The organism is Actinophytocola sp., from assembly GCF_050699915.1.
GTDB lineage: Bacteria > Actinomycetota > Actinomycetes > Mycobacteriales > Pseudonocardiaceae > Actinophytocola.
In genome coordinates this window covers 1-9407 of the sequence record NZ_JBOHGA010000230.1, presented here as the reverse complement: position 1 = coordinate 9407, position 9407 = coordinate 1, and the positions used below count along the sequence as shown (strand labels likewise).

Annotated in this window: 9 protein-coding genes; 1 reads left to right on the top strand and 8 read right to left on the bottom strand. The window is 72.3% G+C overall.

Features of this window, described 5'->3' with window-relative positions; genetic code table 11:
• From ACRDSK_RS28095 to ACRDSK_RS28080, 4 genes are all read right to left on the bottom strand, one after another.
• On the bottom strand, nt 1-2577 hold a 2577-nt coding region (locus ACRDSK_RS28095; RefSeq protein ID WP_431444351.1), incomplete at its 3' end, for an ABC transporter transmembrane domain-containing protein.
• Between the two features lie 65 nt (nt 2578-2642).
• A complete protein-coding gene (locus tag ACRDSK_RS28090; protein ID WP_431444350.1) occupies nt 2643-3530 on the bottom strand; it encodes an ABC transporter permease subunit in 888 nt (295 codons plus the stop codon).
• Entirely contained in the window at nt 3530-4822 is a 1293-nt protein-coding gene (locus ACRDSK_RS28085) for an ABC transporter ATP-binding protein (protein ID WP_431444349.1), read from the bottom strand. The genes ACRDSK_RS28090 and ACRDSK_RS28085 overlap by 1 nt, the downstream gene beginning before the upstream one ends.
• A gap of 44 nt (nt 4823-4866) precedes the next feature.
• Nucleotides 4867-6246, bottom strand: coding sequence for an MFS transporter (locus ACRDSK_RS28080; protein ID WP_431444348.1), 1380 nt, complete (start codon nt 6244-6246; stop codon nt 4867-4869).
• 59 nt (nt 6247-6305) lie between these two features.
• Between ACRDSK_RS28080 and ACRDSK_RS28075 the strand changes: the two genes are divergently transcribed.
• Complete coding sequence (locus ACRDSK_RS28075) at nt 6306-6662, top strand: MerR family transcriptional regulator (protein ID WP_431444352.1); 357 nt, start codon at nt 6306-6308, stop codon at nt 6660-6662.
• A gap of 31 nt (nt 6663-6693) precedes the next feature.
• On the opposite strand, the gene ACRDSK_RS28070 is transcribed toward ACRDSK_RS28075, so the two are convergent.
• The 4 genes from ACRDSK_RS28070 to ACRDSK_RS28055 all read right to left on the bottom strand — a co-directional run.
• Nucleotides 6694-7020: a hypothetical protein gene (locus ACRDSK_RS28070; protein WP_431444346.1), complete on the bottom strand. Its 327-nt coding sequence runs from the start codon at nt 7018-7020 to the stop codon at nt 6694-6696.
• 6 nt (nt 7021-7026) lie between these two features.
• Nucleotides 7027-7227 (bottom strand): hypothetical protein, encoded by a 201-nt coding sequence (locus tag ACRDSK_RS28065; RefSeq protein ID WP_431444345.1) that lies wholly within the window; start codon nt 7225-7227, stop codon nt 7027-7029.
• Between the two features lie 475 nt (nt 7228-7702).
• The gene (gene ald, locus ACRDSK_RS28060; protein WP_431444344.1) at nt 7703-8818 is read right to left on the bottom strand and encodes an alanine dehydrogenase; all 1116 of its coding nucleotides are present in this window, start codon (nt 8816-8818) and stop codon (nt 7703-7705) included.
• A 133-nt stretch (nt 8819-8951) separates the two neighbouring features.
• Nucleotides 8952-9407: PucR family transcriptional regulator (locus tag ACRDSK_RS28055; protein ID WP_431444343.1), on the bottom strand; the 456-nt coding region annotated here is incomplete at its 5' end.

Genomic DNA, 9407 nt, shown 5'->3' with positions numbered 1-9407 from the left:
GGTCATGATCCGGCCGGCCATCTCGCGCTCGAAGTAGTCGAGCCCGAGCCGCTGCAGGTGTGCGTAGCTGCGCACGCGCAGCAGGTACAGCAGCCGCTCGCCGACCCGGGCGGTGAGCACAGTGGTGAAGGCGGACTCGACGAACAGCAGCACGAGCAGCAGCGCCGCGATCGCCGTGACCGTCCACAGTGCGTCGGCGTCGCCGGTGACCACGCCCTGGTCGACGCCCACGCGGATCAGCGAGGGCTGCGCCATCGTCAGCAGCGCGTCGAGGATCACCAGCGACGCGACCAGGATCAGCATCCAGCGCACCGGCCGCAGCAGCCGGCGCAGCCGGAAGCCCGGGTCGGCCGCGGTCGGGTCCTCGTCGTCGAGTCGCGGCCGCTCGGTGGCCGGCGGCAGCGCGGCGACCCGCTCCAGGAGCTCCGGCGTCGGCGGTGCCCCGTCCATCGCCCCGGCCACGCCGCCGGCCCGGCCGCCGATGCCACCGCCGCGCGGCGCGCCGATCGCCACGGCGGGCAGGCGAACCGAGTTTCGCGCCGTTGCTCGGGAGGTCGCGGGGAAGGTGGCTTGGGTCGGCGCCGGCGCCTCGGCCGCGGCGTTGGGTGGGTTTCCTGGGCTGCTGTCGCCTGCCGTGCTCGGGTTTGTCGTGTCGCTTTCGGTGGCGCCGTTGGCCGCGCCGCCCGCGGCGGTTCCGGACTTGCCCGCGGCTGCCGGGTCGCTGCCTGTCGTGCTTCGGTCGGCGTCGGCGCTGTCCTCCGTGTCGTCCGGCCACAGCGCGGCCGTCCAGCCCTCCGGTCCGGGTGCCAGGTCTGCGGCCTCGCGGCGGGTCGGGTCCTCGATCGCCTCGCCGGGCCCGGCCAGCAGCGCCCGGTACAGCTCGCAGCGCTCGGTCAGCTCCTCGTGCGTGCCGACGTCGACCACCCGGCCGCGGTCGAGCACCGCGATCCGGTCCGCGAGCGCCAGCGTCGAGCGGCGGTGCGCGATCAGCAGCGTGGTGCGGTCGCGGGTGACCGCGCGCAGCGTGTCGTGGATGGCGGCCTCGGTGGCGGTGTCCACCGCCGAGGTCGCGTCGTCGAGCACCAGCACGCGCGGGTCGCTCAGCAGGGCCCGGGCGAGCGCCACCCGCTGCCGCTGCCCGCCGGACAGCGTGAGCCCGCGCTCGCCGACGACCGTGTCGTAGCCGTCCGGCAGCGACGCCACGAACGCGTCCGCCTGCGCCGCCCGGGCCGCCGCCCGCACCTCCTCGTCGGTGGCGTCCGGCCGGCCGTAGGCGATGTTCGCGCGCACGGTGTCGGAGAACAGGAACGCCTCCTCGAACACCACGCCGACCGTGCGCCGCAACGACGCCAGCCGCAGCGCCCGGATGTCCACGCCGGCCACCGTGATCGCGCCGGCGTGCACGTCGTAGAACCGGGGCAGCAGCAGCGACACGGTCGACTTCCCCGAGCCCGCCGTGCCGACCAGCGCCAGCGTCTCGCCCGGCGCCACCGCGAGCGAGACGTCGTCGAGCACCGGCTCGCTGCGCGTGTAGCCGAACCGCACGCCGTCCAGCCGGACCTCGACCGGACCGGCAGGCACGTCCACCGCGTCCGGCGCGTCGGTGACCGTCGGGTGCGAGTCGACCAGCTCGTACACCCGCTCCACGCCGGCCCGGGCGAGCTGGACGTTGACCAGCAGGCCGGCCAGGAGCCGGGTCGGCCCGACCAGGTTGGCGACGTAACTCGCGAACGCGAGGAACGTGCCGAGCGTGACCTGCCCGTTCATCGCCATGAAGCCGCCGAGCGCGAGCACCGCGACCTGCCCGGCGCCGGGCATCGCGACCAGCGTCGCCGCCGGCCGCGAGGTGAGCTTCGCCGTGCGCATCCGCTCGCCGAACAGCTGTCGGGCGGCCCGGTCCAGCCGGTTGATCTCCCGGGCCTCCTGGCCGAACCCCTTGACCACGCGCACGCCCGTGACCGTCTCCTCGACGTGCTGGGCGAGGTCGGCGGCGCGCTGCTGGGCCGACCACGACGCCGGGAACAGCACCTGCCGGCTGCGCACCGCCACGTACGCCACCACCGGCGTGATCACGAACGCGATGACCGTCAACAGCGGGGACAGCCACAGCATCGCGCCGAGCGCCGCGATCGCGAACACCAGCGTGCCGGCCGAGAGCGGCACCATCATCAGCAGGCCCTGCACGAGCTGGAGGTCGGTGATCGACCGGGACACGACCTGGCCCGTGCGCAGCGCGTCCTGCTTGGCCCCGTCGAGCCGCTGCACCGCGGCGAACACCTGCTGGCGCAGGTCGTGCTGTACGTCGAGGGCCAGCCGCCCGCCGAGATAGCGCCGCACGAACGCGGTGCCGAAGGTGGACAGCTCCATCACCAGCAGCCCGCCGACCAGCCACCACAGCCGTTCGGTCTCGCCGGCCACCGCGTCGTCGACGACGAGCTTGACCAGGATCGGTCCGGCAGCCTGGAAGCCGACGCCGATCACCGCGGCGACGAGCGACAGCAGGACCAGCCGGCGGTGCCGCCAGCACGCGGCGGACAGCCGGCGGAGCCAGCCGGGGGAGTCGGGTTCGTCGCTCACGAAATCCAGACTATGTCGACCCACCGACACTCTGCCGCTACCAGCCGTGACCTGGGACTACGGGATCAGGTGATGTCCCGGCGCTGGTTGCGGAGCATGCCCGTGACGAAGAACAGCGCGGTCCAGCCGAGGAAGATCAACCCGCTGATCCACATCGAGAACGCGCCCGGCGCCCCCGCCCCCGCACGGGCGATCGTGTCGAAGTCCTCGCGCTGCTCCGGGGTCGGCTGGTCGGGCGTCAGCGACTGGATCTGGTCGAACAGCAGCTGTGCCGCGGTCGAGCCGGTCAGGCCGTTCGCCGAGCCGTTGGGCATCAGGCCCGCCACGTTCGAGCCCTCGGTGGACAACGTGATGATCAGCTCCGAGACGGGACCGACCAGCGCCGCGTACAGCAGCAGCACCACCAGGGCCGCCACGGGCGAGCCGAGCAGCGCCCCGACGCCCATGCCCAGCAGCGTCCACAGCACGCACGCGATGATCCCGGTGAACAGGATGATCATCCAGTCGCTGGTCTCGGGAAGCGTCCCGTCGCCCGTGCCGATCAGCACGCCCAGGCTCGCGGCGACCGCCACGACCGCGCCGTAGACCATGCCCCAGACCGTGTAGACGACGGCCTTCGCGCCCAGCACCGACGCCCGGTTGGGCGCGGTCAGGAAGCTCGTGGTGATCGTCCTGCGGTTGATCTCGCTCGCCAGCGCCAGCGCGCCGAACGTCATCGGGAACAGGGTGGCGAAGTTCATCGCCCTGGTCAGCGCCAGCGAGGACAGCGAGAGCTCCGCGTCGTTGACGCCGGCGAGGTCCAGCGCGTCCTCGATTTCGGTGGCCACGTCGGTGAACGCGATCGCCGACAGCCACGCCCAGCCCAGCGCGAGCGCCACGGCCGGGATGAGCAGTGCCCACCACATCTTCGTGGTGAGGATCTTGCGGAACTCCGCCTTGATCAGCCGGCTCATCAGGCGTTACCTCCGGATCCACCCTGACCGGGCTGCTGCTGGTCCTGTTCCGTCGGCGGCTGCTGCTGAGTGGGCTGCGGTCCGCTCGGCGGTCCCCAGCCACCCGGCGGCGTGCCCGGCTGCTGCGCCGGCCCGCTCGGCGGCGCCCAGCCGCTCTGCTGCTGGTAGCCCTGCGGCGGGTACTGCTGCTGGGTCGGCTGGTACGCGGGCTGCTGCGGGTAGCCCTGCGGCGGCGGCTGGTAGCCCGCTTGCTGGCCGGGCTGCTGGTACGGCTGCTGCTGGTAGGCCTGCTGCGGAGTTGCCGGCTGCGCGTAGCCGCCCGGCGGGGTGCCGTAGCCGCCCGGCGGGACCTGCGGCAGCTGCCCGTGCGGGACCTGGCCGGGCGCGGCGTACTGGCCGCTGGTCAGCCGGAAGAACAGCTGCTCGAGGTCCGCCTTCTCCTCCTGCACGCCGTACAGCGCGACGCCGGCCTTCGCCGCCACGTCGCCGATCTGCTGGACGGTGACGCCCGGGATCGCGATCTTGCCGTCGGCCAGCGGCTGGATGTTGGAGATCTCGGCTTCCTGCAGCGCGGTGGCCAGCTTGCCCGCGTCGGCCGGCTGCACGATCACCCGGCTCTGCTGCGACTTCCGCAGGTCCTCGAGCATCCCGTAGTACATGGTCATGCCGCGGCTGATGACCACGACCTGGTCGATGGTCTGCTCGACCTCGGCCAGCAGGTGGCTGGAGATCAACACCGTGCGGCCGCTGCTCGCGAACGCCCGCAGGAACGTGCGCAGCCAGGCGATGCCCTCGGGGTCCAGGCCGTTCGCCGGCTCGTCGAGCACCAGCACCTGCGGGTCGCCGAGCAGCGCGGTGGCCAACGCCAGGCGCTGCTTCATGCCCAGCGAGAACCCGCCGGCCGAGCGCTCGCCGGCGGAGCCGAGGCCGACGAGGTTCAGCACCTCGTCCGCGCGCTGGTCCGGCACGCCCATCGCGGCCGCGTAGACCCGCAGGTGGTTGCGCGCGGTGCGGGACGGGTGGAAGCCCTGCGCCTCGAGCACCGCGCCGACGACCCGGGCGGGGTTGCCGAGCTGGTTGAAGGGCTGGCCGTTGATCGTCGTCCAGCCCGCCGTCGGCCCCACGAGGCCGAGCAGCATGCGCAAGGTCGTCGTCTTGCCGGCGCCGTTGGGTCCGAGGAACCCGGTGACCGAACCCGGCTCGACCTGGAAGCTCAGGTTCTGCACCGCCGCCACATTGCCGAAGTTCTTGCTGAGGTTCTGCACCACAATGCGGCCGCTACCGTCGTGCACGGGCCCCTCCTGCCTGCCGTCGTGCGGGACATCTTGCCGCATGGTCATCCGGCCGTGTGGCGAACGGTCCCAGTTGGCTGCGAGTTCAGCCGCGTCGCCACGCCGGCCCGGGCCTCTTTCCTGGTCGCGAGCGCGATGCCGGCCGCCGCGGCGGCCGTGACCACCAGGAACGCGACCCGGAACCGATCATGGTCGGGGGTAGCTCCGAGCACCGGCGTGAGTACCGCGAGTGTCACCGCGGCGGAGAGGTACTGCGACGTCGTGAGCAGCGCGCCCGCGGTGCCTTGGTGGGCGGCCGGCACGTCCCGGGTGCCGAGGACGAACATCGACGTGTAGATCATCCCGTGCCCGAGGCCGGACAGCAGCAGGCCCGGCAGCAGGTGGCCGACGTAGGAGTCACCGTGCAGAGCGAGCGCGAGCCAGCCCAGGCCCACGGTCGCGGTGGCGAACCCGCCGGCCAGCACCGTCGCCGGGGAGTGCGTGCGCAGCGCGCGGCCGGCGACCGCGTTGCCGGCCGTCACGAGCACCGCGAGCGGCACGAACGCGAGGCCGGCCTGGAGGGCGTCGTAGCCCTTCGCGCTCTGCAACAGCAGGGTGAGCAGGTAGAACTCCGAGCCGACGCTGGCCATGTACAGCGCGGTCGCGCCGACGCCGCGGCGCAGGGTCGCGACGCGACGCAGCGCCGGCTCGATCAGCGGCGCCCGCCGCTCGTTGGCGACGAACGCGACGAACAGCACCGCGGCCAGACCGAGGCCGGTCAGCGTCGGCCACGCCCGCCAGCCCTGGTCGGCGCCGAGCGTGAGGCCGAGGACCAGCGCGAGGACCGTGCCGGTGCCGAGCACGGCCGCACCGACCGGGATGCGGTCGGCTCTGGTGGCCCGATCCGTACTGATCCAGGCCAGCGCGCCGGCCGCGCAGAGCAGCGTCAGCGGGACGTTGATCACGAACGTGAGCCGCCACGACGCCGTCGTCAGCAGCCCGCCGAGCACCGCACCCGCGGCCAGGCCCGACGCGCCGACCGCGCCCCACACGGCGAGCGCGCGGCTGCGGGCCGGCCCGGCGGCGAACGTCGTGCCGATGAGCCCGATGATCGCCGGCTGCAGCAGCGCGGCGCCGAGGCCCTGGGCGCCGCGGGCCGCGAGCAGCACGGCGCCGTCGGTCGCCACGCCGCCGACCGCGCTCGCCACCCCGAAGAACACCACGGCCACGACGAACAGGCGCCTCGCGCCGACCCGGTCGGCGAGCCGGCCGCCCACGACGAGGAAGCCGGCGAACAACACCGCGTACGCGCTGATGATCCACTGCGCGAGCGACGGTTCGAGTTGGAGATCGGCGGCCACGCTCGGCAGGGCGACGTAGATGATCGAGTAGTCGAGCGCGATGAGGAACTGTGCCACCGACAGCACGGCCAGGGTGAGTCTCATGGCCCCATGCTCGAAGGTTGACACTAGTGTGAAGGAAAGGCGATGTGACGGAGGTTGTCGTGCGGATCGGCGAGCTGGCGCTGCGGACGGGCGTGCCGACGCGGCTGCTGCGGTACTACGAGGAACAGGGCCTGCTGAGCCCGGCTCGCACGCAGAACGGGTACCGGTCCTACGAGGAGGGTTTGGTGGGCCGGGTCACGCAGATCCGCGGCCTGCTCGACGCCGGCGTGCCGACGCGCATCATCCGCGAGATTCTGCCGTGCCTGGACGACCCGTGCTCGATCCACGTCTCGGACGCGACTCCCGAGCTGATCGCCGACCTGGAACGGCACCGCGACCAGATGGACTCGAAGATCCAGTGTCTGGCACGCAACCGGGACGCGATCAGCGCCTACCTGACGGCCGTCCGCGCCTGACCCCTCGGGCGCCGGCGGACGACGGTCGCGGCTAGCGGGTTGCTGGGCGGAAGGGGTTGCGCAGCGGGTAGCTGCGGGCGCGGTGCGGGAGACCGTCGCCGATGAGCTGCTCGTGCGCGGAGCGCCAGACCTGACACGGCCAGCGCCGCGTGCGCCGCCCGCGCTGACAGCCGTGGCAGCGGCCGTCCTCGTCGGCGCGGTGGGTCTTCAGCAGCAGCCGCCAGCCGTCGGCGAGGCGGCGCAGCTCCGTGCGGGCCAAGGGGAGCAGGGTCGAGGCGTCGGCCTGGCCGGCGGCCCGGTCGAGCATGTCGAGGCGGTGCAGCACCGCGCGGCGGACGGTGTCGTCTGTGGTCCACATGTCGGCTCAACCCGCCCGTCGGTCGTAGGCGCGGACGGCGGCCTGGTCGAGGGTCAACCCCAGTCCCCGGGCCTGCTGCGCGGACAGCACCGCGGCGGCTCCGGGCGGGGGGACGAGGAGGACGGTTTCGTCCTCGACCAAGACCGTCAACGCGCGGTCCCGGCCGAACGGATCGTTGCAGCTGACGGACCAGCGAGGTTCAGTCACCGTATGGACATCGGCTCTCGAAACCGTCGACCAAAGTGGTAATCGCGCGCTTCACTCCATTGCTCGGAATCTCACTCGATCGAGCGCGGAGTCCCGATACGAGTGAACGTTGGAGTAGCAGTCGTGCGCCGTAGCGCCGCAGACGATCTTCGTAGTCGCGGCGGCCATCTCGTTACCCACAAACGCGCAAGAGCCCCGTTCCGGGGAGCGTTAGGCGCGTCATTCGCTTGCTCCGCAACCCGAATCCCCGGCCGCCGGGGGCCCGAGCCCCGCTCATAGGGGCGACCCGCTCAACCAGCCTGGGGGTCACTGGGAGCGGGCCGCCAAGAGAAGGATATGCCGTATGTGTCGACAGCGCTGCAACCGGGGCCGGTGATTTGACCCTTCTCGATAACAACATGGCACCGCGCACGAGTCCCGACGCGCGGTCGGGCGGCGGCATCAGCCGTTGAATCGATCGAATCGTTCGAGTTGATTAGTTGAGAAATTCGGTCAACTTCGTGTGCGGGAGGTTGTGAGCCTCGGCCACCGGGCCGTTCGTCAGGGCGCCCGCGTGGGTGTTCAGGCCCAGGGCGAGTGCCGGGTCCGCGCTCAGCGCGTCCTGCCAGCCGTTGTTCGCCAGCTTCACCGCGTACGGCAGGGTCACGTTCGTCAGCGCGTAGGTCGAGGTCCTCGGGACCGCGCCCGGCATGTTCGCCACGCAGTAGAAGACGGTGTCGTGAACCGGGTAGGTCGGGTCCGCGTGCGTCGTCGGGCGGGAGTCCGCGAAGCAGCCGCCCTGGTCGATCGCGATGTCCACCAGGACCGCGCCCGGCTTCATCCTCGACACCAGCTCGTTCGTGATCAGCTTCGGTGCGCGGGCGCCCGGCACCAGGACCGCGCCGATCACCAGGTCGGCCTCGCGCGCGGCCTCCTCGACCGCGTACTTGTTCGACGTGATCGTGCGGATCTGGCCGCGGTACAGGTGGTCGATGTAGCGCAGCCGGTCCACGTTGGTGTCCAGCACCTGGACGCTCGCGCCCATGCCGACCGCGATCTGCGCGGCGTTCAGCCCGGCGACGCCGCCGCCGATCACCACGACACGAGCCGGCGCGACGCCCGGCACGCCACCCGGCAGGACGCCTCGGCCTCCCGACGGCTTCATCAGCGAGTACGCACCCACCTGCGGCGCGAGCCGCCCGGCCACCTCCGACATCGGCGCCAGCAGCGGCAGCGCGCCGGACGGCAGCTGCACCGTCTCGTACGCGACCGCCGTCGTGCCGGCCGCCATCAGCGCCTTCGTCAGCGCCTCGTCCGCCGCCAGGTGCAGGTAGGTGAACAGCACCTGGTCGCCCCGGAGTTTCGAATACTCCGACGCGATCGGCTCCTTCACCTTCAACACGAGGTCACCCTCGGCCCACACGTCGTCCGCCGAGGCCAGCACCTTCGCGCCGGCCGCGAGGAACTCCTCGTCTGGGATGGACGAGCCCGCGCCCGCGTTCGTCTCGACGAACACGTCGTGCCCGTGCGTGGTCAGCTCGTGCACCCCCGCCGGCGTCAGCGCGACGCGATACTCGTGGTTCTTGATCTCACGGGGAACGGCGACCTTCACGACTTTCCTCCCGACTAGGCCACATGGGTGTCATCGCCCACAATGGAGTAGCGATCCGTGGTAGTCATCGTCCCCCGAGCACCAGGATGACGCCAATCGGTCGTGTCATGAGCACAATTGGCTGGAGAACGGCTCAACGCCACCGTAACGCCGTGAGCTGGGCGAGCAGGGCCAGCCGCACGTCCGGATCGTCCAGGTCCACGCCGGCCAGCTCGGCCAGCTTGGCCATCCGGTACCGCAAGGTGTTCGGGTGGATCCGCAGGGCCCGGCTCGCGGACCGCGGATCCCCGGGGTGGCGCAACCACTCGTACAGGGTGTCCACGTAGGCGGTGCCCGAACCCTCGTCCTGCGCGCGCAGCACCGGCAGCGGGCCGAACTCGGTGGCGCCGGCCCCTGCGGCCGCCACCGCCGCCCGGTGCAGCACCAGCACCGGCCAGGCCCGCTCGTGACTGGTCACCGGTCCGTCGAGGAGCCCCGCCCGCAGCAGCGACAACGTCTCCTCGGCGAGCTCCTTCGACCCCACCAGCTCCGCGAGCGGCACCGGCGGCCCGGCCGCGACCAGCGGCGGCGTGCGGTCCCGCGCCAGCGC

Excerpts from the sequence above, each read along its gene's own strand:
- ACRDSK_RS28090 (WP_431444350.1), bottom strand. The coding sequence starts at position 3,530 with ATGAGCCGGCTGATCAAGGCGGAGTTCCGCAAGATCCTCACCACGAAG.
- ACRDSK_RS28070 (WP_431444346.1), bottom strand. The coding sequence starts at position 7,020 with ATGTGGACCACAGACGACACCGTCCGCCGCGCGGTGCTGCACCGCCTC.
- ACRDSK_RS28080 (WP_431444348.1), bottom strand. The coding sequence starts at position 6,246 with ATGAGACTCACCCTGGCCGTGCTGTCGGTGGCACAGTTCCTCATCGCG.